At 49.8% G+C, this 21,354-nt stretch carries 20 protein-coding genes; 19 read left to right on the top strand and 1 reads right to left on the bottom strand.

Translation table 11 applies throughout. The features are described from left to right. Positions 1–10: 10 nt before the first annotated feature. Positions 11–1,267, top strand: coding sequence for an MFS transporter (locus OEL90_RS10445; protein ID WP_291401781.1), 1,257 nt, complete (start codon positions 11–13; stop codon positions 1,265–1,267). Between the two features lie 153 nt (positions 1,268–1,420). On the opposite strand, the gene OEL90_RS10440 is transcribed toward OEL90_RS10445, so the two are convergent. Then, complete coding sequence (locus OEL90_RS10440) at positions 1,421–2,095, bottom strand: hydrolase (protein WP_291401783.1); 675 nt, start codon at positions 2,093–2,095, stop codon at positions 1,421–1,423. A gap of 136 nt (positions 2,096–2,231) precedes the next feature. On the opposite strand from OEL90_RS10440, the gene lpdA reads away from it, so the two are divergent. The 18 genes from lpdA to OEL90_RS10350 all read left to right on the top strand — a co-directional run bounded on the left by lpdA (position 2,232) and on the right by OEL90_RS10350 (position 21,279). Further along, on the top strand, positions 2,232–3,632 hold the full coding sequence (lpdA, locus tag OEL90_RS10435) for a dihydrolipoyl dehydrogenase (RefSeq protein WP_291401785.1): 1,401 nt from the start codon (positions 2,232–2,234) through the stop codon (positions 3,630–3,632). Positions 3,633–3,729: 97 nt separating this feature from the next. Beyond that, on the top strand, positions 3,730–5,481 hold the full coding sequence (locus tag OEL90_RS10430) for a sigma-54 interaction domain-containing protein (protein ID WP_300688437.1): 1,752 nt from the start codon (positions 3,730–3,732) through the stop codon (positions 5,479–5,481). A 247-nt stretch (positions 5,482–5,728) separates the two neighbouring features. Then, entirely contained in the window at positions 5,729–6,943 is a 1,215-nt protein-coding gene (locus tag OEL90_RS10425) for an ABC transporter substrate-binding protein (RefSeq protein ID WP_291401786.1), read from the top strand. Positions 6,944–7,051: 108 nt separating this feature from the next. Further along, positions 7,052–7,927: a branched-chain amino acid ABC transporter permease gene (locus tag OEL90_RS10420; RefSeq protein WP_291401788.1), complete on the top strand. Its 876-nt coding sequence runs from the start codon at positions 7,052–7,054 to the stop codon at positions 7,925–7,927. Positions 7,928–7,938: 11 nt separating this feature from the next. Then, positions 7,939–8,829 (top strand): branched-chain amino acid ABC transporter permease, encoded by an 891-nt coding sequence (locus OEL90_RS10415; RefSeq protein ID WP_291401789.1) that lies wholly within the window; start codon positions 7,939–7,941, stop codon positions 8,827–8,829. A 10-nt stretch (positions 8,830–8,839) separates the two neighbouring features. Beyond that, positions 8,840–9,589: an ABC transporter ATP-binding protein gene (locus OEL90_RS10410; RefSeq protein WP_291401791.1), complete on the top strand. Its 750-nt coding sequence runs from the start codon at positions 8,840–8,842 to the stop codon at positions 9,587–9,589. Beyond that, positions 9,582–10,286 (top strand): ABC transporter ATP-binding protein, encoded by a 705-nt coding sequence (locus tag OEL90_RS10405; RefSeq protein WP_330583728.1) that lies wholly within the window; start codon positions 9,582–9,584, stop codon positions 10,284–10,286. Before OEL90_RS10410 ends, OEL90_RS10405 begins: the two co-directional genes overlap by 8 nt. Positions 10,287–10,662: 376 nt before the next feature. Continuing rightward, the gene (locus OEL90_RS10400; protein ID WP_291401793.1) at positions 10,663–11,922 is read left to right on the top strand and encodes an ATP phosphoribosyltransferase regulatory subunit; all 1,260 of its coding nucleotides are present in this window, start codon (positions 10,663–10,665) and stop codon (positions 11,920–11,922) included. Beyond that, positions 11,909–12,544: an ATP phosphoribosyltransferase gene (gene hisG / locus OEL90_RS10395; protein WP_300688405.1), complete on the top strand. Its 636-nt coding sequence runs from the start codon at positions 11,909–11,911 to the stop codon at positions 12,542–12,544. Before OEL90_RS10400 ends, hisG begins: the two co-directional genes overlap by 14 nt. Next, positions 12,541–13,833, top strand: a complete 1,293-nt coding sequence (gene hisD / locus OEL90_RS10390) for a histidinol dehydrogenase (RefSeq protein ID WP_300688402.1) — start codon at positions 12,541–12,543, stop codon at positions 13,831–13,833. The genes hisG and hisD overlap by 4 nt, the downstream gene beginning before the upstream one ends. Then, positions 13,830–14,828 (top strand): histidinol-phosphate transaminase, encoded by a 999-nt coding sequence (hisC, locus tag OEL90_RS10385; RefSeq protein ID WP_291401798.1) that lies wholly within the window; start codon positions 13,830–13,832, stop codon positions 14,826–14,828. Before hisD ends, hisC begins: the two co-directional genes overlap by 4 nt. After that, positions 14,819–15,406: an imidazoleglycerol-phosphate dehydratase HisB gene (gene hisB / locus OEL90_RS10380; RefSeq protein WP_291401800.1), complete on the top strand. Its 588-nt coding sequence runs from the start codon at positions 14,819–14,821 to the stop codon at positions 15,404–15,406. The genes hisC and hisB overlap by 10 nt, the downstream gene beginning before the upstream one ends. Positions 15,407–15,424: 18 nt before the next feature. Further along, positions 15,425–16,078 (top strand): imidazole glycerol phosphate synthase subunit HisH, encoded by a 654-nt coding sequence (gene hisH / locus OEL90_RS10375; protein ID WP_291401802.1) that lies wholly within the window; start codon positions 15,425–15,427, stop codon positions 16,076–16,078. Beyond that, on the top strand, positions 16,075–16,788 hold the full coding sequence (hisA, locus tag OEL90_RS10370) for a 1-(5-phosphoribosyl)-5-[(5-phosphoribosylamino)methylideneamino]imidazole-4-carboxamide isomerase (protein ID WP_291401803.1): 714 nt from the start codon (positions 16,075–16,077) through the stop codon (positions 16,786–16,788). Before hisH ends, hisA begins: the two co-directional genes overlap by 4 nt. Positions 16,789–16,790: 2 nt before the next feature. Continuing rightward, positions 16,791–17,621, top strand: a complete 831-nt coding sequence (gene hisF, locus OEL90_RS10365; protein ID WP_291401805.1) for an imidazole glycerol phosphate synthase subunit HisF — start codon at positions 16,791–16,793, stop codon at positions 17,619–17,621. 3 nt (positions 17,622–17,624) lie between these two features. Then, positions 17,625–18,224: a bifunctional phosphoribosyl-AMP cyclohydrolase/phosphoribosyl-ATP diphosphatase HisIE gene (gene hisIE / locus OEL90_RS10360; protein WP_291401807.1), complete on the top strand. Its 600-nt coding sequence runs from the start codon at positions 17,625–17,627 to the stop codon at positions 18,222–18,224. A 201-nt stretch (positions 18,225–18,425) separates the two neighbouring features. Next, the gene (locus OEL90_RS10355) at positions 18,426–19,628 is read left to right on the top strand and encodes a hypothetical protein (protein ID WP_291401810.1); all 1,203 of its coding nucleotides are present in this window, start codon (positions 18,426–18,428) and stop codon (positions 19,626–19,628) included. Between the two features lie 19 nt (positions 19,629–19,647). Then, positions 19,648–21,279, top strand: coding sequence for a putative manganese-dependent inorganic diphosphatase (locus OEL90_RS10350; protein WP_300688395.1), 1,632 nt, complete (start codon positions 19,648–19,650; stop codon positions 21,277–21,279). The last annotated feature ends 75 nt before the right edge of the window (positions 21,280–21,354 follow it).

Below are 21,354 nucleotides of genomic sequence, written 5' to 3'. Positions count from 1 at the left end.
GGGATCGCCTATGATGAAGCTGACAAAGATAGAAAAAAGCTGGGCGCTTTATGACTGGGCCAACAGCGCCTATAGTATGACCATTACATCCACCATCATGCCGCTCTATTTCAAAATGGTGTTTGAAGATGTGGGGTCGGCGACGACGTCAACCGCTTACTGGGGCTACGCCAATTCAATTGCGACGCTGTTTTTGGCGATGCTGGCGCCGGTGCTGGGTACAATTGCAGATTATATGGGGCTTAAAAAGCGATTTTTTGTGACTTTCGTACTGATTGGAATCGCAGCGACGGCATTTTTGTCGCTCATTCCCGAGTCCTATTGGTGGGGGCTGTTGGTGGTCTACATATTGACGGCGATTGGTTTCTCCGGGGCGAATGTATTCTATGATGCCTTTTTGGTGGATATCACGCCGGCTGAACGCATGGACCGCGTCTCAACAACGGGGTTCGCAATGGGCTATATAGGAAGCACGATCCCTTTCATCCTGTGCATGGCGGTAGTTGTAGGTTCCCAGATGGGCTGGCTGCCATTGTCCATTGGGGCAGCGTTTAGAATTTCCTTCATCATCACTGCGATTTGGTGGGGCGTGTTTACCATACCGCTCATCAAAAATGTCCGCCAGGTCCACGGTATACCCATTGAGTCAAAACCCGTCTCGAGAAGCTTCAAGCGGATTGCGAAGACCTTTTCCAACATCAAAGCGCACAAAAACTTGTTTACCTTCCTGATTGCCTACTTCTTCTACATAGATGGCGTGGATACCATTATTAAAATGGCGACCTCCTACGGCTCGGACCTGGGTATAGACGCCATGAACCTGCTGGTCATCCTACTCGCGACGCAATTTGTGGCGTTCCCCTTCGCGCTGCTCTATGGCAAGCTGGCAGAACGGTTCGGCTGTAAAAGAATGCTGTTTGTTGGCATAATTACATATACTGTGATTTGTATTTACGCCTACTTCCTGGATTCAGTCCTGGATTTCTGGATTCTGGCCATGATGGTGGGAACGTCTCAGGGCGGGATTCAAGCACTCAGCCGTTCCTATTTTGGAAAGCTGGTACCAAAGGAACAGGCCAATGAATTTTTTGGCTTCTACAATATCTTTGGTAAGTTTGCCGCGATCATGGGACCATTTCTCGTCGGCTTTGTGACTCAAATGACCGGGCGTACCAACAACGGCGTTTTCAGCATCATTTTGCTGTTTATCATTGGGGGCATATTACTCATGAGAGTGCCGGACGTTGATGAGGCAAAAGCCGCATAGAGAGTGAGGCGCCAGATGCCCGTGGTGAGCGGGGTCAGGCTGGACAATCTCAATGTCACATGAAAAAGGCACGCCGCGAGGTGTGCCTTTTTAAGTGGGTGGTATTTTATTGGTTTGTGCGGGAAATGAAATCAATGTTATGTATCAGCGACATTAAAAGATGTCATCCTGATTTCTGTATTTAATCATGATTTCTTTGAAAATTTCGCCGTTGCTGGGCGGTGTAAAGGTTATGGCGTTCGCACCGGCTTCGATGGTTCTCAAAATATCTTCCTCAGTCGGTCCGCCTGTTGCGATTATTGGCATCTCAGGATACTTTTGACGGATCATTCGGACGATCTCAGCGGTCTTCGACGCGCCGGACACATTCAGGATGGTGGCACCGGCGTTAATTCTGGCTTCAATGTCTGTTTTTTCGGAGACTACCGTGACGACAACGGGAATGTCTATTCGATCTCGAAGTGCTCTAATGATCTCATTTGTGGTTGGTGCGTTGACGACGACGCCCATGGCCCCTTGAAATTCAGCATCCATGGCGAGATTTATGACGCGCTTCCCCGTTGTTGTACCGCCGCCGACACCGCTGAAGACAGGCACATCTGACGCCGTAATGATGGCGTGAGTAATGACGGGCTGAGGTGTGAAGGGATAGACGGCGATCACGGCATCCGCATTACAATTTTTGATGATAGCCACATCTGTTGAGAAAACAAGCGATTTAATGCGTTTCCCAAAGATTTTGATCCCGCTGACTTTGTATATGGCTTCCGGGACTTTTATTATATGCTTTCTCAAATTTCCCTGTATTTCAGGAACGAATTCTTTCATGATGCATCCCCTTTCTGGCGGTAGTTTTTTATCTTTGTATATAATCCATAAGTACAGACAGCTCGCAATATTAAAATTTTCTGATATTATTATAGCATATGGTATTTAATCAAATGAAATATTAAGGAGGCACCTCATGGAAAAAGATTTGTTGATCATAGGCGGCGGCCCAGGTGGCTACGTTGCTGCAATTCGTGCGGCTCAACTCGGTATGGATGTCGCGCTTGTCGAAGCGGACCGGCTTGGCGGCACGTGTCTGAACCGCGGCTGTATTCCGACCAAAGCCCTTTATGCCAACGCTCAGCTCATGGATAAGTTTGCCCACGCAGAAAGCTTTGGCATTACCGTGGATGGTTACAAAATGGATATGGGTCGTGTCATGGACCGTAAAGCCAGTGTTGTTGACCAGCTGGTAAAAGGAACGGACAAAGTCGTGGAAGACAACGGCGTACTGATCATGAGAGGCTTCGCTGCCTTTAAGAGCGCCGAGGCCGTTGAGGTAAAACTGCATGACGGTACGACAGAACTGGTCAAGGCCAAACATATCATTATTGCCACAGGCTCAGTGCCTTCATCACCGCCGGTTCCGGGCAATGACTTGCCTGGGGTCATAGACAGCGATCAATTGCTTGAGCTCAGAGAGCTTCCAAAGCGCATGGTTGTTGCGGGCAGCGGCGTTATAGGCATGGAATTCGCTTCTATCTACAATTCTTTTGGCTCTGAAGTCACGGTCATTTCATCGACCCTACTGAAGCGCATTGACAAGGATATTGTCAAGCGACTTCCGCCAATTCTGAAGAAGCGCGGACTTAAGCTGCATGACGGCGCGCGCGCCAAAGAGATTAAAAAGACAGAGACCGGGCTTTTAATGATTGCCACTAACAAAAAAGGTGAGACCATTGAGGTTGAAGCAGACGTTATTTTGATGGCAGTTGGCAGAAGAGCGTTTGTGGATGGTCTCAACCTCGAAGCTGCCGGCGTCATTTTTGACGGCACCGGAATCCCGGTAGACAACAAGTTTCAGACGAATGTACCAAACATCTATGCTATTGGAGATGTACTGGGCGGCGTCATGCTGGCTCACGTGGCGTCCCATCACGGCATTGCCTGTGTTGAAGCCATTGTAACGGGTGAAGCGCCTAAGCACGGATCCACAGTTCCGGACTGTATCTTTATTGACCCTCAGATTGCCTACGCAGGTCTTACGGAAGAGCAGGCAGTGGCTAAAGGCTGCGAGATTAAAACCGGAAAATTTAATTTCGTCGCAAACGGAAAAGCATTGTCCATGGGTGAAACGGACGGCTTTGTCAAAGTGATCGCGGATGCGTCCACACTGAAAATTCTTGGCGTGCACATCATGGGACCTCACGCTTCGGATTTGATTCACGAGGCTTCGCTGGCAATCGATCAGCATATGGATGTCCATGCGATCGGACAATCCATTCACGCCCATCCAACTCTGGCGGAAGCGCTTCATGAAGCCGTACTCAATGTCACGGACTCTGCGATTCATATTTCACCGACTAAAAAGAAATAACTGTGATCTGAAGAGGGCTGTGAAAATGGCGCACCGGAGGAGTTTGGGATGGTGCGCCGTTTTTTATAATGACAAACTGGAGAGTTAAAAAGTGGGGATGGCCATGCGGGCAGAGACATTAGGAAAATTGCTTACGCCATTTGGAGCCGGTATTATTGTACTGGACGATAAGCAGCGTCTATTATGGATGAACCAAGCCGTTAAAACGTTTTTTGACACGACCGGGAGAACGTTTAAGGAATTTTTTCCATACGAGATTGACCTGATCGTTGATCAGGTGGTGACATTGCATGATCCGGAGGGGCATCAGTACCTGATTAGCGTGACAAAAATAATTGACGCTAATCCGTGTCATACGGTCATCAGCCTTCAGAGGCCCAGTGATTTTAATTATTCTGCCACAAAGAGTTATTGTCTTGAGACAGCGCTGGATCAAATCAATGATGGTGTGGTTATTTCTGATTTTGAGGGAAAAATCGTACTCTACAATCGCGCAATGGAGCAGCTTGAAGAACGCAACCGCAGTGAAATGGTTGGGAAATTCATATGGGATGCATATGGATATAAGGATCCGGCCCAGTCGGAGCATCGTCAGGTATTCAATAGTGCTGCGCCGCTGCTGGATCGTTTTAGCGCTCATGTCTATAAAAATGGCAGGCCGCTCTTTACATCCTACAGTACTTTTCCTCTTGTGAAAGATGGCGAGCGATTAGGTGTCTTCTCAATTTGCAGAAATGACACTAAGCTCAGGGAGCTATTGGATGAAACCATTGAATTGAAAAAACGCTTTTTTGCTGCCCGAGAGGCTGAGGATGCCGCCGGTATGCTTCCGTCAAAGCCGCATGATTTCACTTCTCTGCGAACGCCGCTTAATAATGGCACACATTATACTTTCAGCGATATTATTGGGGAAGGAAATACGACCAGAAAAACGGTGAATGAAGCCAAGGCAATGGCGGTTCTGGAGTCCAACATACTCATAATTGGGGAGACCGGCACCGGCAAGGAGCTCTATGCGCAAAGCATCCATAACTACAGCAGCAGAGGGACGAAGCCATTTATTGGGATCAACTGTGCCGCCATTCCCGAAACGCTGCTGGAAGGTATTCTGTTTGGCACAACGAAAGGCGCTTTTACAGGCGCTCTTGATAAATCCGGTTTATTTGAAGAAACAGGAAGCGGGACAGTATTTTTGGACGAGCTTAATTCTATGCCCATCAGTATGCAGACAAAACTGCTCAGGGTGCTGCAAGAACGGAAATTTAACCGAGTTGGCGGAACGAATCTGATCACGCTTAAATGTCGTGTGATCTGCGCCATGAATGTGGATCCCGAAATATCAATAAGAGACGGAAACCTTCGCCAGGATTTATATTTTCGGGTGGCAGGCTTAAGTCTTTACTTGCTTCCATTGAGAGAAAAGAAGGATGAATTAAAGAGCCTGATACACCATTACATCAAGAAATACAACAGCGCAGTCGGAAGAACAATCAGTAATGTGTCGGAGGAACTGAGCGCAGCGTTTCAATCCTATTCATGGCCGGGGAATATAAGGGAACTGGAGCATGTAGTCGAAAATTTAATGGTGCGGGCCGAGGAATCAGATACAATTCTTGAGGTTGGTCACTTGCCTGATCATCTGAGACACAGATTTTCAGAGATGGTGACAGAACCATATATTGAAGCATCCCCGGACTTGAATGAGGCACTCGGCAATCTTGAGCGCTCTATCATCCAAATGGCATTGAGGCGACGAAACGGGAATCTAACAGCCGCCTCGAAGGATCTGGGGATCATCCGGCAAAGTCTGATTTACAGAATGAAACGTCTTGGCATAGAACGGCCGTAGAAGACTGGACCATTATCGTATAAAAATTGTACGCGGAGCGTATAAATTTTATTGTTGAGATTACCCTTTGCATCGCTGTAGCGTATAAAAAATATACGTTATGCGATGCTTTCTGTTTTTTGCGAAAGTTACCTCACCTTCTCATTTTCCCCGATTGTTGCACTTGTTTGGAAATAGAAACAACATGGCATATAAATTGCATTAGAACTATATGCAACTATTCAATTAGGATTGGGGAGGAACGATTATGAAAAAAGGATTAAAAGTTTGGCTCTTGGTCTCGCTGGTCATCATACTTGGGATCTCGATGTTTGGATGCTCTCAGCCCGCGGAAACACCGGCAGCAGAAGAACCGAGCAGTGAGCCTGCAGCACCTGCTGAAAGCTCGGAACCAATCAGAATTGGCTTTTTTGCGCCGGTAACTGGTGCTGCAGCGTCGGATGGCAAAAGTGCGACACAGTCAGCAGAACTTGCCGTCAAGCTTATTAATGACGGCGGCGGAATCAATGGAAGACCTGTCGAACTCGTCAAGTATGATGATGGCTTGGACACTAAGCAAGCAGTCAACATCGCGCAAAAACTTACAACCAAAGACAACGTCGTCGCTGTAGTCAGCGGCAGCTACAGCGGACCGACTCGTGTTGCAGCACCTATTTTCCAAGAAGCCGGTATGCCTATGCTGTCTGCCTACGCGATTCACCCGGATGTCACCGGTTCAGGTGACTTCGTCTTCTCGCAGTCCTTTTCAGGATCCGTACAAGGTCGCGCTGGCGGCGTTGTAGCTGTGGATATGCTGGGTGCTAAGAGGATTTCTATTCTGGCTGTAGACATTGACTTTGGAAAAACCTTATCTGAGGCTTTCACTGCTTATGCCGAAGCAAACGGCGCAGAAATAGTGTCAATGGATACTTTTGGAATGCCTGAAACAGAGTTTTCTCCGGTGCTGACAAAAATTAAGGAAACCGTAAAACCGGACCTGCTTTACATTGCATGCTATCCTTCTCACGGAACTGAGATTGCGAGACAATCCAAGCGCCTCGGTCTGGATGTTCAAATTCTTGGAACAGAGGGCATTGACTCATATCAGTTCCTGGAAGTTGCGAAGGAAGACGCTGAAGGTGTCATCATTACAACTAACATGAACAGAGACAGCGAAAGTGATGCAGTCAAGAATTACATTGCAGGCTATAAAGCGGCGTACAATATGCAGCCAGACATGGTCGGCGCTTCTACTTATGACGCCTTTGAAACTTTATTTAAGGTTATCGCTGAAGTTGGCACTGATCCCGTCGCTATGAGAGATGCCATCAAAGGCTTGAAAGACTTTGAAACAGTCACAGGCAGATTGATTGAATATGCACCATCCAGGGTTGCGGTCAAGCCGGTACAGATTCAGATTGTCAAGGACGGCGAATTCCACTACTACAACGAAATTACGGATGACGCAATTATCAGAGACTAGTGGCGAGGAAACACCACAACTGGACAATATGATCGATAGGTGACTGAAGGCGCGCCCTTGGCGGGCCTTCAGCAAACAGACCACATTTTTCGAAAGGATGTGATATCCTTGCTGCTTCAACAAATCATAAACGGTTTCATGATTGGTTGTGTCTATGCCTTGACTGCAATGGGCGGGACATTAATCTACGGGATTTTACGCATTCTGGATATTGCGAATGCTGCGGCGTATGTGGTCGGTGCGTACCTCGGCTGGGTAATTTACGCAACTACCGGCAATCTGGCCGTCGCCTTTTTTCTGTCAATGGCCCTCACAGGCGCAATTGGTGTTCTCATTCAAAAGTTCATTTATACGCCCATACTCAACAAGCCTAATATCATTCCTATAGTTCCGTTGATTACCAGTGTAGGGATTTTCATTTTTACCGGGGACTTTATAAGACTGCTGGTCGGTCCGGAAATTAAGGATTTTGGTGTAATTCTGCCATTTTCGGTCATTAAACTCGGAAGAATTGTCATTAATCCTGAATGGATTTTGATCATTATCATGACGGCGATTTTACTCTCGCTGCTTTGGTTCGTTTTAAATAAAACCAAGCTTGGACTTGCATGGCGCGCCACGGCAGGGGATTCGGAAATCGCCGAAACCATGGGAGTCAACATCCAGAAGGTCATGGCATTGAGTTATATTATGGGGTATGGTTTTGCATCCGCAGCGGGGATGATGATAGGTGTACTCTATAGCTCTATCTATCCAACCATGGGAGACATTCCGTCGTATAAAATGCTTGCCATTATCGTTTTAGGCGGACTTGGAAATCCAATTGGCACCATTGCCGCCGGACTTGTTATTGGACTTTCAGAAACTTTAATCTCTGCTTACGTCGGATCTGTCATACCTAGAGACGCGATAGCCTTCCTTGTCTTAATCACAATCTTGCTTGTAAAACCAACAGGTCTGATCAGCAGAAAAAATTCAATTTAGGGGGTGACTGTATGTATGCAATAGTGGTGGCTACAAATATTGGGATCTTTGTGCTCCTGGCACTCAGCCTAAACATTATAGCGGGTTATGCCGGACAGTCATCTATTGGGCACGCGGCATTTTTCGGGATTGGTGCTTATACCTCGGCAGTGCTGACCAGTACTCTTGGAGTGAATTTCTGGCTGAGTCTTCCCATAGCGTTCGTTGTGACAGGGTTGATCGGCGCGTTGCTCGGGCTTGCCAGCATGCGTGTCAAGGAGGATTTTTTGGCGATTACGACTATAGGCATAAACTTTGTTGTTGTTGCCATTTTCCAGTATGCGCCAATCTTTGGCGCTTCACTCGGAATGTCTGTCTCCAAGCCGAGTCTGTTTGGTGTCAAAATGGATAATCTGATGTTTTTGATCCTTGTAGGCGCACTGATTGCCGCCATGGTCATATTCATGAGAATCATCGAAAAGTCATGGTTTGGCTTGGCGCTGGCAAGTATAAGAAATGATGAGGCGGCAGCCTCCTCTCTCGGCGTCAATATTGTAAAATTCAAAGTGCTCGCCTTTGCGGTTGGAACAGCGGTAGCCGGCTTGGCTGGCGGCGTTTACGCCCATTACATGACCTTTATCTACTCCAGCGATTTTGCGTTTCTCGTATCGATCTCGATTTTATCCATGGTGGTCATAGGCGGAATTGGGACCATTCGCGGACCGATTGTAGGCGCAATCATTTTGGGGATAGCACCGGAACTGTTTCGATTCATTTCGGATTACCGTATGATTGTCTATGGAGGACTCCTGGTTTTGATGATGCTGTTTCAACCCCAGGGCATCGTTGGGAACGGCAGTTTTCTGGTCAATAAATTCGAAGCGCTGTTTGGCAAAGGGCGCAAGAAAAGTGTGGTGAGCTGATATGGGGGACATGCTGACCGTTAAAGGTTTAAAAATGTATTTTGGCGGGCTGAAAGCCATAGATGGCATTGATCTTAACCTTAAGGAGAAAGAAACTTTAGGAGTCATTGGTCCGAATGGCGCTGGGAAAACGACAATGTTTAACTGCATTTGTGGCGTTTACGAGCCTACCGAGGGAAAAATTCTCTTAAACGGACAAGAGATCCAGGGGAAGAAACCATTTGAAATAGCGAGGATGGGTGTCGCCCGTACGTTCCAGATTTCCAAACCCCTCAGGGACATTTCTTTGCTGGATAATGTCGTCGCAGCTTTGGGCATAGAGTACAATAAAGGTTTTAAACACCTGTTCGCGAAAAGTCATTCTCCCGTGGTGGTGGACCAGGCGCTGGAAATTTTAGAGCGCGTGCAGCTCCTCGATGTTAAGGATAAAAAGGCGTCTGAGGTCAGCCTGGGTTATTTGAGAAGACTTGAAATTGCCAGGGCGCTGGCGATCAATCCTAAGCTTCTGATGCTGGACGAGCCTTGCGCAGGGCTCAGCAATTACGCTATAGGCGAGGTCATTGATCTGGTCTTCTATTTGAAAGAGCAAGGGACAACGATCATGCTGATTGAGCACAATCTGCCAATTTCAATGAAGGTGAGTGACCGGCTGGTGGTCCTCAATTTTGGCAAAAAAATTGCGGAAGGATTGCCTAAAGAAATTCAGGAGAATCCTCAAGTCATTGAAGCCTATTTAGGGGAGGATGATGAGGATGCTTAAGCTCCAGGACGCGGAAATCTTTTATGGTCAGATGGAAGTTATCAAGAAAGTATCCCTAGAGGTTAAACAGGGAGAATTGGTGAGTGTCATAGGTGCGAATGGCGCCGGCAAATCCACATTGATCAAGGCCATGATGGGCCTGGTCAAAATCAAACACGGCAAACTGTTCTACGAAGGTGAGGATATAACAGATTATCCTGCCTGGAAGAGGGCGGAGCTGGGGATTGGATACGTTCCAGAAGGTCGCCGTATATTTGGTGATTTGTCCGTTGAAGAGAACTTAAAAATGGGTGCCTACAAAATCAAAGATAAGGCCCAAATTAAGAGAAATCTTGAGAAGGCTTATGACATGTTTCCAAAGCTTTCAGAGAGGCGGAACCAACTGGCAAGAACCATGAGCGGCGGGGAACAGCAGATCCTCGCAATCAGCCGGGCTTTGATTCTGGAGCCAAGACTGCTGCTTATCGATGAAGTATCCATGGGCTTGATGCCAATTATGGTCAATTACTGTTTTTCTCTGATCAAAGAACTGAATCAGCAAGGGATCACGGTTCTGGTCGTGGAGCAGAACGCGAACAAGGTCCTGAAAATTGCAGACCGAGGTTACCTGATTGAGACAGGTCAAATCATGGTTGAAGGGACTGCGGAAAGTTTGAGGCAAAATGATGTTGTTCTTAAGGCCTATTTAGGTGAATAGAATTTGTTTCAAAATCGTAAGAATATTATAAAAAGCCTGTTGACTGAATAATTATTGTGTGTTAAAGTCTATTCAATTCATAAATTCCGGCTTCAGGCGAGGGGTAGGTAATCTATTCTTTCCGCCAGTAATACGTTTAAGCCGGATTCAAATTGAGATTCAGGAGAGATTATTATGACACCCCAGGTTTTAAACCCATACAACAGCATCCATCATCATCATACGTTCTAGAGTTTGTATGCAGGTTTAAGACACCGCGCGTTGCAAGCTCTATTCGTCGTTTAATACGATTGAGCGTCCGCGGTGGTGAGATTGAATCAACAAACTGCCACCCGGTTTCCGGGTGGCTTTTTTATTTTCGCGAGGAGGCGTAACTATGAGATTTATGCACTATCTGTATGAAGACTACGCATATTTGAGAACTTTGACCGCCAGCTTCAGAAAGTGGTCAAGACTTTATGGCTATGATGAGATTGATCCGCCGGCCATTGAGGACTGGTCGCGCTACCAGGATCTTCCCCCTGCCTTGACGAAAAGGCTGGTGAAGCTGATTGAGCCTTCCGGTGCCATAGGATGCCTGAAAATTGACAACACCATGAGCTGTGCCTCCATGACCCTGAAGCTTCCGGAAGGGACGCCCCTCAGACGAATTTCCTATAATTCAAAGGTCTTTCGGTATAGTCAGGGCGGCGGCATTGACGAGATCCTTCAGCTCGGCTGCGAAAATTATGCCGACCTGGGCCCGGCAGGAGATGTTGAGGTCATCCGACTGGCGCTGGACGTCCTCGAAACGGTGGGGATCCCAATTTCTGACCTGCGCTTTGAAATTGGAAACTCCAGCTTCTTCAGAGCGATTTCAGAAATGGTGGAATTGTCTCCGGAAGCGGTAGAGACCATGATGAACCTGATTGAAGAAAAGAGACTGACTGCGCTTAGCGCTTTTCTGGAGGGCTCTGAGCTCCCTGAAGACGAAAGTCTCTTCCTGAGCCAGCTTCCGGGACTGTTCGGCGATTTTAAAGCAGTCTTTACTAAAGCATCCTCGACTCGTTTCGGCGATGCCTGCCAGGCAGAGCTGAGCGCTCTGAAATCCTTGTACAAGCTCCTGGAAAATCTCGGTCTGACAAAAATTCAGTTGGATCTGAGTCAGGGCGGCAACGAATTCAGATATTATTCCGGGAACATCTACAGGATTTTCAGCCAGCGCACAGGCAAAGCCCTCGTCACCGGGGGACGATATGACGGCATGAATGGCGTCGAAGTGGCTTGCGGCATCTCCTTCAACACAGCCAATGTGGTGGAGTGGATGAAAACTATGCACACACCGCTCAACGTCCCTGCGCAGTTCGACTACGCAGTCCTCTGTGATACAGATGATCCGGGCGATGCCCTGCAGATCGCAGCCGCCCTGAGAGACAGGGATTACAGTGTCGTGCTGGTTAAACTCAGAACCAGCATCAGTGACACTTTTGAACAGCCGGAGTGCAAATCTGCAAAATTTGTGTTGTCCGTTGAAGGTGAAGACGCTGTGGTTTTCGATCAGCGCATGAATGAAAGCCGCAGAAGCAACGTTCAGAAGCTGCTGAACCAGCTCGAAATCAACGGGAAAAGGAGGAGTCAAATCCATGAAACCACTTAAAATTGCCGTCTCAAAAGGGCGGGTCAAAGAGCAGCTGATCGCGCTCCTCAAAGAAGCGGGTTATGAGTTCGCAGATCTTAACAACCGCAAGCTCGAGCACGTGGATACCTCGGGAAGGATCAGCCTGATTTCAGTCAAAGCAGATGATGTCACGACTTATGTGGAAAGAGCTGCCGCTGATCTGGGTGTACTCGGGAATGATATTTTGTACGAACGGAGCTTTGACGGCTATGAGCTCAGGTATCTCCCAATAGGCAGATGCCGTATGTGTATAGCCGGCTTCAGGGGGTTCAAACTGTCGGACCGCAGTTTTGTGCGCGTGGCCACAAAATACCCTAAACGGGCGAGGGATGTGCTCGAAGAGAAGGGCATCAAGGGTGAGATCCTGTTCCTGTCCGGCTCGGTAGAGCTGGCACCCATAGTGAATTTGGCCGATTGTATCCTCGACATTGTCGAGACCGGAAAAACACTGGAAGAAAACGATCTGGTTGTCCTTGAGACCGTTGGACAGATCTCCTCTGTATTGATTGCCAACCGGGTCTCCTTCAAGCTGATGAACGAACGAATGATGGATCTCTTAAACGATCTCGAGGCCGCGGAGAAAAGGGGAACTAGCAAATGAACAGCATAAAATACGATAAAGCGACTTCAACCGCATCCATCGCGGCGATTGTACGCAGAACGACAGAAACCTCAGAAGAGGTCAGGGATTCCGTCAGCAAGATCATTGCGGATGTCAAAGCACGCGGAGATGCGGCCTTGATGGCGTGGACCGAGAAACTCGACGGCGTCAAGCTCCAAAGCCTCCGCATTTCAGACGAGACCATGAAAGCCGCTATGCGGGATCAAGTCACCCAGGAGGATCTCAGGGTTCTCAGGACAGCTGTGGAGCACCTCAGGACCTATCACGAAAAACAGCTCGAAAAGGGCTATGAGATCCAGCCAAGACCAGGCGTCTCCCTGGGGCAGCGCATTGTGCCGCTCAGACGCGTGGGGCTCTATATTCCGGGCGGCAAGGCTGCCTATCCTTCCACCGTGCTGATGAACGCAATTCCTGCCCAAGTGGCGGGTGTCCCTGAGATTGCCATTTTCACACCGCCGTCCAAAGATGGTTCTGTGAATCCTTACGTGCTCGCGGCGGCCGGGATTCTGGGCATCAAAGAAATTTACGCTGTTGGTGGCGCTCAAGCTGTCGCGGCCTGCGCCAACGGGACAGAAACCATAGCGCCTTGTGATAAAATCGCAGGGCCAGGCAACCAGTATGTGGCAGAAGCCAAGCGTCAGGTCAGCGGTCAGATTGCCATAGATATGATTGCCGGACCAAGTGAGGTCCTGATCATTGCAGATCAGACCGCGGACCCTGAACTGGTGGCGGCGGATCTTCTGGCGCAGGCAGAGCACGACGAGCGTGCCGGCCTCGTGGTTCTGACCACGGACGAGAGTTTGCCGGAGAGGTTGAAAGCAGCTCTCGACAGGCAGCTTGAGACCCTGCCTAAACGAGACATTGCTTCAGTTTCAGCGGCCAATCTGTTGGTGGTGCTTTGCGATGATCTTGAAGATGCTTGCCGTGTCTCTGATGTCATAGCCCCTGAACACCTTGAGCTGATGGTGGAAAATCCTCGCGCGCTGCTCGATAAAGTGAACTACGCGGGGTCTGTCTTCCTGGGCAGCTACACGCCGGAAGCGCTGGGCGACTATTACGCAGGCACGAACCACACACTGCCGACCAATGGTACGGCGAGATTTTCATCACCCCTGGGCGTCTATGACTTTATGACCCGGTTCTCGTATCTCGAATACACCCAAGAGGCCTTTATGAAGGAAGCTTCAGATGTCGAGCACTTCGCGCGGCTCGAAGGCCTGGACGCACACGCGGCGTCAGTCACGAAGAGAAAGAATCTGAAGCCATGATCCGCCTTCATGCCAATGAAAACCCCTACGAGCGTCGTCTCGATGACCTTGCGGCTGCTATTGGCGGACTCAGACTCAATGAGTACCCGGATGAAGAAGCCCTTGAACTCCGGCAGGCTGTCAGTGCTTACACCGGATGGCCCCTGGAGGGTATTGTCTGCGGCAACGGATCAGATGAGCTCATCAAAATGTGCGTTGAGGCGTTCGTCCTACCCGGAGAAAAAGTTTTGTCCCATGGTCCGACTTTTGTTGAATACCGCGTGATGGCGGAGATCAGAAAAGCAGTCTATATTGAAACCTTGCCGGATGAAGCTCTGAACCTGAACCAGGCGGCATTTATGGCACGTCTGGAAAAAGAACAGCCCAGCCTGGTGTTCCTCTGCAATCCCAACAATCCTACCGGAGAGAGACTGACGGCGTCTTTCATTGAAAAGGTAATTGAAAAGTCGCCCGGCATGGTCGTCCTAGATGAAGCCTATACCGAATTTGGGCTGGCTTCCTTCATTAAGAAGCTTCCCCAATATCAGGACAAGCTGATCCTTCTCAGAACTTTGTCCAAAGCCTTTGGTCTCGCAGCGCTGAGAGTGGGCTATGCAATGACATCAGAGTCAAACGCCGCTGCGCTCAACCGGGTAAGGATGCCCTACAACGTGACGGCGGTGTCTCAGGCGCTGGGTGCTTTCGCACTAAAAAATCCGTCTGTTATGGAGGCGCAGGTTGCCCTGATTCGCGCAGAACGCGACAGAGTCTTCAGCATGCTTCGTCAGATCCGCGGTATGGAGCCGCTGGCGTCTGAAACTAATTTTATCTTGATTCGAACGAAGCCGGAATGGGTATCCCGAATCCAAAGCGCTTTTGAGTCAAGAGGCTTCAGTCTCCGGTTTTTCGGGGAGCAAAGCGGCCTTGGGGCGTACTTTCGAGTTACCATCGGCAAAAAAGAGAATAATGATGCTGTCCTCAGCATCCTGAAGGAGGTCATGGCTTCATGCGAGTAGGCGAAGTCAAGCGAGATACATCTGAAACGAAAATCCAATTGAAACTGACCCTGGACTCACAGGCGCCCTCGAAGATTGACACGGGGCTGCCATTTCTCGACCATATGCTCTACCAGATCGCCAAGCACGGACGGATGAACCTGATGATCGAGGTCAAGGGGGATCTGGAGGTGGACTGCCACCATACCGCTGAAGACGTGGGCATGGCCTTTGGCATGGCCCTGAAGGAGGCTCTTGGCAGCAAGGCGGGCATTCAGCGTTTTGCAGACCGCATAGTGCCTATGGACGAGGTCCTTGCCCTGTGTGCCATTGATCTCAGCGGACGCGCTTATTTAGGCTATGATGCGGTCTATCCGTCTCAAATGCTGGGGACTCTCGCCACGGAAAGCATCCGGGAATTTTTCAAGGGCCTTGCGGACAAAGCCGGTATGTGCCTGCACTTCAGGATATTGACGCCGGGCAACACACATCATATGGTGGAGGCTCAGTTCAAGGCCTTTGCCCTGGCGCTGAAAGACGCGGCCGCGGTTCAGGAAGGCGACACCAGTGTGCCGTCCACCAAGGGTATGTTAGATTAAAGAGTTGGAGGCAGGAGCATGAATGATCAAGCAGCAACACCCCGAAAGCCAATCGCCATTATCGATTATGGCGTGGGCAATATTCAAAATCTGATTAACGCTTTTGAGCGTCTGGAAATTCCGGCGGTTCTCACGGCGGATCACGATGTCATTCTAAATGCCGAGCTCTCCATTTTGCCCGGCGTGGGGGCGTTTAAGGACGCCATTGACAAGCTCAGGAACACCGGCATTGACCAGGTGATTCAGCAGCGCGTCAGGGAAGGGCGGCCCCTTCTGGGCATCTGCCTGGGCATGCAGCTGATGTTCGAAGCCAGTGAGGAGGACGGCGACTGGGAGGGCCTTGGACTCCTGAAGGGCCGTTTTGTGAAGTTTGATGAGAACATGGGCCTCAAAGTGCCCCACATGGGCTGGAACAGGCTGGTTAAAGAGCGCCAGGATCCGGTGGCCGATGGTCTCCCGGAAGACGCCTACGCCTATTATGTGCACTCGTATTACCTGTCGGGTGGCGACGCCCGGGACATCATTCTCTCCAGTCCGTACGGCGTCGCTGTGCCTGGACTCATTCGAAAAGGCAGCATTGTCGGCATGCAGTTCCACCCTGAAAAGAGCGGTGCTGTTGGAGAATTTTTAATCCGTCAGGTCCTGGCGGTCTTGATGGGAGGTACACAATGAGAATTTATCCTGCAATAGATATCAGCGGCGGCGCCTGCGTCCGGCTGTTTCAAGGTGATTTTGGCCAGAAGACGGTCTACAATGCGGACCCTGTGGCTGTCGCAAAGGATTTGAAGGAAAAGGGCGCACAGCGCCTTCATGTCGTCAATCTCGACGGCAGCGTGGAAGGCTGTATTACCGAAGACATGAAAGCCCTGATTCGCGGCATTAAGGCGGCGTCTGGCGTACCGGTGCAATTTGGCGGCGGCATTCGCACCATGGAAGACCTCGAGGCAGTGTTTGAGGCGGGGGCGGATAAGGCTATTTTGGGAACTTCCGGAGCTTTGGATACACCTTTTCTCGAAGCGGTGCTGGCGCGATACGGCGACAAGATAGTGTTGTCGATCGATGCCCGTGACGGTTATGTGGCGACCCGCGGCTGGCTGGACACAGAGAAGATCACAGCGGTTGAGCTGGCGGAAAAGGCACAGCGGCTGGGTGTCGCAGCGGTTGTCCACACGGATATAGCCCGTGACGGCGCCATGCAGGGCCCCAATGTGGAAGCTTACAGAAAGATGCGGGAGGTCTACTTTGGCATTCTGATTGGCTCCGGCGGCATCTCCAAGCTGGAAGATCTGGAGGCGCTCAAAGCAGTCGGCGTTGAGGACGCTATAGTCGGAAAAGCCATTTACGAAGGCGCGCTGGAAATACGGCGCTGCGAGGAGGTGTAAGCATGCTGGCAAAGAGAATCATTCCATGCCTCGACGTCCGTCAGGGCCGCGTCGTCAAAGGCAAGCGGTTTCAGGCCATAGAAGACGTCGAGGATCCGGTGGTGCTCGCGGACCGTTATTGCAGGGAAGGCGCGGATGAACTGGTTTTTTACGATATTACTGCCAGTGCTGAAGACCGTGGGATCTTTGACGAGGTGGTTCGAAGGGTTTCGAAAGTGGTCAATATCCCTTTGACAGTAGGGGGCGGCATTGCGACGGTTGAGGATTTCACTCGTGTATTGATGGCAGGCGCGGACAAAGTGTCGGTCAACACCGCTGCTGTTCGCCGGCCGGAGCTGATCCGTGAAGCGGCTTTGAAATTTGGTGCCCAGTGCGTGGTGCTCTCGGTGGACGTCAGTAAAGTGGGTCCGGACCGTTGGGAAGTCGTCGTCAAAGGCGGCCGGGAAACCACGGGCATGTCTGCTTTGGAATGGATCAAGCAGGGTGTGGCGCTAGGGGCAGGAGAAGTCGTGGTGAACTCCATTGACCAGGATGGCGTCAGAAAAGGCTATGATGTCGAGTTCCTGAAGCAAGTCACTGCCGCGGTTAATGTCCCAGTCATAGCCTCCGGCGGCGCAGGCGCCCTGGAACATTTTGAGGAAGCCGCCCGTGTAGCGGATGTTGATGGCATCCTGGCAGCATCGGTTTTCCACTATGGGGACATTTCCATAGGGGATCTTAAAAGTTATCTGCTGAGTCACGGTGTTGCGGTCAGGCCACTGGACCATAGGTTTGACAGAGCAGCTGCAGGAGCTGCAGAAGCTGCAGGAGCTGCAGAACAGGGAGGAAATTAGACCATGAAGCCATTAAAATTTGACGAACAGGGGTTGATCCCTGCAATTATACAGAATGCAGCCACCGGGAAGGTGCTGATGCTCGGATACATGAATGAAGAAGCGTTAGGCAGAACCCGGGAGGAAGGGGTTGTCTGGTTCTACTCCAGAAGTCGTTCCCGACTCTGGAAGAAGGGTGAAAGCAGCGGCAATGTCCTTGAGGTGGTTTCCATATCTGAAGACTGTGATGCAGACGCGCTGCTGGTCCTGGCGAATCCGGCGGGGCCGACATGCCACACCGGTGCGGAGAGCTGTTTTGAGACCCTTGGGGAAATCAGCAAAATTGGAACAGGCGTAGCTAAGCTTGTGAAGGTCATTGACGGGCGTTATAAAGAACGACCTGAAGGGTCTTATACGACTTATCTCTTTGACAAAGGCCTCGACAAAATTCTCAAAAAAGTAGGTGAAGAGGCGGCAGAGGTCATCATTGCTTCAAAAAACGAGAATAGGCCTGAGTTGGTAGGGGAACTGACAGATCTGCTTTTCCACAGCCTTGTGCTGATGAGGGAAAAAGGCGTTGCAGTTGAAGAGGTGCTTCAGGAACTAAACAGAAGAGAAAGATAGTTTTGTATAGATAAGGGAAGTGAGATTGGTGCGGCATGGGTCGGTTTAAAACCTTCGCCGCATCAGCGTCACTTCCCTTTTGTTAAATTTTCTCTAAAAAATAAGCACAAATGAAAATGGCATCGTTCAATGCCCATTCAAATGGTATAATAAATCAACAGCTTGCCGCAAGGATTGGCTAAAAAGAAGCGAGGTGGACAAATGGCGCGTTTATCAAGATTACTCACAGTTCTAATCCTGACTTTATTGCTGAGCGCCTGTATGTCTGCTGAGCCCCCGCAGCCTGACCTGACTTCTCTGGATGTCATCAACAATGTGGAGGGCGACCTGATCATTCGCAGACAAACGGAGGATATCTGGGTCTACACAGCCTACCGGAAGGAAGCCTCAAAAAACGGATTGCTTGTTGAGAGCGAATCCGGTATTGGCGTCATTGACCCGCCTGACAATTTGGATCAGGCAGAGCGCTTGAATGCGCTGATTGAGGAGTATTTCAATGCCAAAGTGAACCAGGTGCTCTGGACAGGAAGGATCATGTCGAGACAGCCTGTCTGTCAATTTTATCAAAATGAAGGGGCTGAAGTGTTTGTACTCGAAGCAGTCAGTGTGAATGAGGGACTCAAAGACGTCAGTGTGTTCCGTCCTAACGAGCAAGGTCTGAATTTCGCTGACAAGCTTCTGCAGCCCTTGTGCTTCAGACAGGACGGATCTCTTGAGGAACTTCATGTGTCGCTGTGGCTGGAAGAATCACAACTGCTTTATGCCGGTCCAAACCTGATCAGTCCGGACATCAAAATGATTATGACGCCTGTCTATGAGTCGTTAACGTGGGAAACCATTGTCAACGGACTCGCCAGTGCAGTCCCGGCGCCTTCAATTGTGGTGACGAATACAGGGGCTTCAGGCGGTGTCGAAATTTATGAACACACTAAATCCCTCATACTCGAAAGGGAGTTCACGTTGAACTACGGTACGGTTAAGCTGCCGCTAAGGACAGCTTTCGAAGATGAAGAACTTCTCAGCATTTTTGGTAAACCCGAGAAAATTGAGGAGTCTATCCTGGGTATTGGCGCTGACACATTTATTGGGTCGACTATTCGGACCTTTACTTTCAATAAGTCCCAAGTCAGTCTGTTCGCGCCTTCAGGCGGTGAAAAGTTCTGGCTCTCTTCGGTGATCTCCAAGGATCCGCGCTTCAGTACTTCCAGGGGAATTAACGTTGGGGAGTCGCTTACGCTTCTGATGCTGAAGTATCCTGAAGCAGAGCCAGTTCCAAACGAAGAAACCGATCCGGGGAATATGGATTACATCTATGATCATGGGACGCAGGGCGAATATGCGTTATTTTTCGAAGTGCGCGCCGGCGTGATTGACGAGATCAGTCTGATCTACACACTGAGATGAAATGAAAAGAGGTGTCATTTTGATCCATGTTTTTGGACATAAAAATCCGGATACGGATTCTATAGCGTCTGCCATTGCCATGGCCTGGTTTAAACGTGCCCAGGGCCATGAAGCTATAGCGTTCAGGTTGGGGGAGGCGGCGTCTGAATCGCGCTTTGCCTTGACTCAATTTGGCATTGAGCTTCCGCCGCTGCTGAGAGAAGTGCGTCCGGATGTCAGGCATTTGGAATTTGACAGGCATGCGCCTTTGTCGCCTCAAGATTCCATACTGACGGCCTATAGAAACCTGGGGGATGCTTCTGCCAAGGCCTTGGCTGTCACTGAGCCGGACGGAAAACTGTCTGGGATAGTCACCATGAAAGATATTGCCATGGGTTTTTTCAACTGGAAGGGCGACCTGCTGAAAACCACGCTTGCCAATATGGTGGATGGCCTGGAGGCTCAGATTCTCCACGCTTCCTGCACCAGCATTGAGGGCAGGGTGCTGGTCGCCGCATTCTATAAAGATACGCTGATTGATCGCTCAAGCATTGATGAATCGACCATTGTGATCGTTGGCGACCGGTATGATGTGCTCGAACATGCAGTCCGACAAAAGGCGGCCCTCATTATAGTTACCGGAGGACTCACCATCCCAGGGAAAATCCTAAGGCATGCCAGAGAATCGGATGTCTGCATGATCAGAACGCCTTACGATACTTTAAAGACTGCCCGTCTCATTGCGTCTTGCGCGCCGGTGTCAGAGATCATGGTCAGAGAAAATCTGACGAGTTTTTATGAGCATGACGATGTCTCGGAAGCCCGGGAAGTCATGGCGGGCAGCCGTCACACAACCTTTCCTGTAACGGACGCCTCCGGACGCTATGTGGGATTTCTTTCGCGAAGACATTTGCTGAGGCCCAACAAGCATCTCGTCATTCTGGTAGACCACAACGAGTACGCCCAGAGTGTAGACGGCCTGAAGGAAGCTGAAATTCTCGCCATTGTCGACCATCACAAGCTCGGTGATGTCGTCACCAACCGCCCGCTGACGTTCGTCTGCAGACCAGTTGGAAGCACTTGTACTCTCGTGGGGGATTTGATTCGAGAAGAGGGGATCGCGCCGCCTTCAAACATTGCCGGCATCCTTCTGTCGGGCATCATTTCAGATACACTGAACTTTCAATCGCCTACAACAACAGAGGAAGACCGCATTATGGCGGCTTGGCTGACCTCGCTGATAGAAAGCGGTTTTAATATGGAAGACTATGCAAAAGCGCTGTTGAAATCAGGGACTTCTCTTGAAGGACAAACCATAGAAGGCATTTTCTTTAAGGATTTTAAAATTTTCAGAGATGCCGACACGTCGGTAGGTGTTTCGCAGATTTTCACCTATGGTCTGGAAGAAGTTGAGGACCGCAGAGAGGCTGTTCTTGAAATGGTTCAGAAAACTCATAAGGAGCAGGGCTTTGATGCGACCGTCTTTATGGCGACGGATCTCCTTAGCCAGGGGTCGTGTCTGTATTATAAATCCAACATTTCAGGGCTTATCACCAAGAGTTTTGAGGTGGATGAAGTTCAGGGTGTGTTTGTTCCGGAACTGCTTTCCCGAAAAAAGCAAGTCATACCGCGTCTTCTGGAGGAAATAGGCCTCTCCAGACAGATGAGCTGAGGGTCGGTCTAGAGATCATTAGGTGGTGGGAGAATGAAGGAAGCTTTGTTCTATGTCAAGCGCGAGGCATCCAGT

The sequence above is a fragment of the Acidaminobacter sp. genome, assembly GCF_030247605.1.
Classification (GTDB): Bacteria; Bacillota; Clostridia; order Peptostreptococcales; family Acidaminobacteraceae; genus Acidaminobacter.
The sequence above is the reverse complement of the archived record's forward strand: the minus strand, read 5'-3'. Positions and strand labels throughout refer to the sequence as shown.

Excerpts from the sequence above, each read along its gene's own strand:
- OEL90_RS10445 (WP_291401781.1), top strand. The coding sequence starts at position 11 with ATGATGAAGCTGACAAAGATAGAAAAAAGCTGGGCGCTTTATGACTGG.
- OEL90_RS10440 (WP_291401783.1), bottom strand. The coding sequence starts at position 2,095 with ATGAAAGAATTCGTTCCTGAAATACAGGGAAATTTGAGAAAGCATATA.
- lpdA (WP_291401785.1), top strand. The coding sequence starts at position 2,232 with ATGGAAAAAGATTTGTTGATCATAGGCGGCGGCCCAGGTGGCTACGTT.
- OEL90_RS10430 (WP_300688437.1), top strand. The coding sequence starts at position 3,730 with ATGGCCATGCGGGCAGAGACATTAGGAAAATTGCTTACGCCATTTGGA.
- OEL90_RS10425 (WP_291401786.1), top strand. The coding sequence starts at position 5,729 with ATGAAAAAAGGATTAAAAGTTTGGCTCTTGGTCTCGCTGGTCATCATA.
- OEL90_RS10415 (WP_291401789.1), top strand. The coding sequence starts at position 7,939 with ATGTATGCAATAGTGGTGGCTACAAATATTGGGATCTTTGTGCTCCTG.
- OEL90_RS10410 (WP_291401791.1), top strand. The coding sequence starts at position 8,840 with ATGCTGACCGTTAAAGGTTTAAAAATGTATTTTGGCGGGCTGAAAGCC.
- OEL90_RS10405 (WP_330583728.1), top strand. The coding sequence starts at position 9,582 with ATGCTTAAGCTCCAGGACGCGGAAATCTTTTATGGTCAGATGGAAGTT.
- OEL90_RS10400 (WP_291401793.1), top strand. The coding sequence starts at position 10,663 with ATGAGATTTATGCACTATCTGTATGAAGACTACGCATATTTGAGAACT.
- hisG (WP_300688405.1), top strand. The coding sequence starts at position 11,909 with ATGAAACCACTTAAAATTGCCGTCTCAAAAGGGCGGGTCAAAGAGCAG.
- hisD (WP_300688402.1), top strand. The coding sequence starts at position 12,541 with ATGAACAGCATAAAATACGATAAAGCGACTTCAACCGCATCCATCGCG.
- hisC (WP_291401798.1), top strand. The coding sequence starts at position 13,830 with ATGATCCGCCTTCATGCCAATGAAAACCCCTACGAGCGTCGTCTCGAT.
- hisB (WP_291401800.1), top strand. The coding sequence starts at position 14,819 with ATGCGAGTAGGCGAAGTCAAGCGAGATACATCTGAAACGAAAATCCAA.
- hisH (WP_291401802.1), top strand. The coding sequence starts at position 15,425 with ATGAATGATCAAGCAGCAACACCCCGAAAGCCAATCGCCATTATCGAT.
- hisA (WP_291401803.1), top strand. The coding sequence starts at position 16,075 with ATGAGAATTTATCCTGCAATAGATATCAGCGGCGGCGCCTGCGTCCGG.
- hisF (WP_291401805.1), top strand. The coding sequence starts at position 16,791 with ATGCTGGCAAAGAGAATCATTCCATGCCTCGACGTCCGTCAGGGCCGC.
- hisIE (WP_291401807.1), top strand. The coding sequence starts at position 17,625 with ATGAAGCCATTAAAATTTGACGAACAGGGGTTGATCCCTGCAATTATA.
- OEL90_RS10355 (WP_291401810.1), top strand. The coding sequence starts at position 18,426 with ATGGCGCGTTTATCAAGATTACTCACAGTTCTAATCCTGACTTTATTG.